We start from the raw sequence: 1476 nt of genomic DNA, 5'->3' as shown, positions 1-1476 counted from the left end.
AGAGCCTTTTTATTTAAATTAAAATTTAATAACTCGTCACCTATTTTATATACATCTCCAGCACCCATAGTAACTACTATATCACCAGATTGCAATTCATTTTTTAAATAGGTAACTATTTCATGAAAATCACTCATATAAACAGCGCAGTCTTCATAATTATTAATTGCATTGACAAGTGTTTTAGAGTGGATATCACCATAATCTTTTTCTCTTGCTGCATATATATCAGTGATTATAGTCAAGTCAGTATCATCAAAAGATTGTGAAAAAGAGTCTAATAAAAGTTTAGTTCTGGTAAATGTATGCGGTTGAAATATACAAAACAATCTAGCCTTGCATTGAATCTTTAAAGCTTTTAGAGATGCTTTTATTTCAGTTGGGTGATGCGCGTAATCATCTACAACAGTAGCTCCGTTATAAGTCCCTTTAAATTCGAGTCTTCTGTGAACGCCATTATACTTCTCTAAGTTTTCAATTATAGTATAAAAGTCTATATTATTTTCATGTGCAGCTGCTATGGCACATAATGAATTATATATATTGTGTTCTCCAAGCACTGATAATTTTACATTACCCATAAATTTACCCTGATAATATAAATCGTAAGTAGGATACTCATTTGAAAGATTTATATTCTTAGCAAAATAATCTGAGGTCTCAGCAATAGTTGAACAAGTTATAACTTTACATACAGCTTCTTTTTTTAAGTTTTTAACTTTTTCATCATCAATATTAAGCACTAATATGTCAGTTTCTTTTAAATTGTTTACAAGTCCCACAAATGTTGAGATTATATGTTCTATATTGTCAAAAAAATCTAAATGGTCTTCATCTATATTTAGAATAACTGAAGTGGTTGGAAAATATTTTAGTATATTAGCTCTGTACTCACAAGCTTCTGTTAAAAGTAAGTTTTTAGCACCTATTTTTACATTTCCTCCAATTTCATTTAAATTTCCACCCAATAAAATAGTAGGATTATAATTTGTATTTAATAAAATTTCTGTAAGCATTGACGTAGTAGAAGTTTTCCCATGTGTTCCACTTACAGCAATAGATGTTTTATAGTTTTTCATAAGTTGCCCTAAGAAAGATGCTCTATCAATAATATCAACTTTTGATTTAATAGCAGCTTCTAACTCTTTGTTATCAAGGTTAATTGCATCTGTATAAATAATTAAATCTGCACCTTTTATATTTTCTTGATTGTGCTCGAAATATATTTTAGCTCCCAAAGATTCAAGTTTATCAGTTATAGAAGAAGATTTTCTATCTGAACCTGATACAAAATAATCATAATTAATTAAAATTTGAGCAATAGCACTCATTGAAATGCCACCTATTCCAATAAAATGTATATGACTATATTTGTGTTCATCTATTTTAAAGTTATCCATTTAATCCCCCTTATAATAACAATATTATAACATAATTAAAGTCATAATTTAAAATATTAAATACAATAATGATTAA

1 protein-coding gene is annotated in these 1476 nt (G+C 27.6%); it reads right to left on the bottom strand.

Annotated elements, in window-relative coordinates; genetic code table 11:
- Positions 1 to 1400, bottom strand: a 1400-nt coding sequence (gene murC, locus HMPREF9129_RS06615; RefSeq protein ID WP_004821757.1) for a UDP-N-acetylmuramate--L-alanine ligase, incomplete at its 3' end; no start/stop codon positions are given.
- Positions 1401 to 1476: the final 76 nt, after the last annotated feature.

Source organism: Peptoniphilus indolicus ATCC 29427 (assembly GCF_000227315.1).
Taxonomy (GTDB): Bacteria; Bacillota; Clostridia; order Tissierellales; family Peptoniphilaceae; genus Peptoniphilus; species Peptoniphilus indolicus.
Note: the sequence above shows the minus strand (reverse complement) of the source record. Positions and strands in the feature narration are given on the sequence as shown.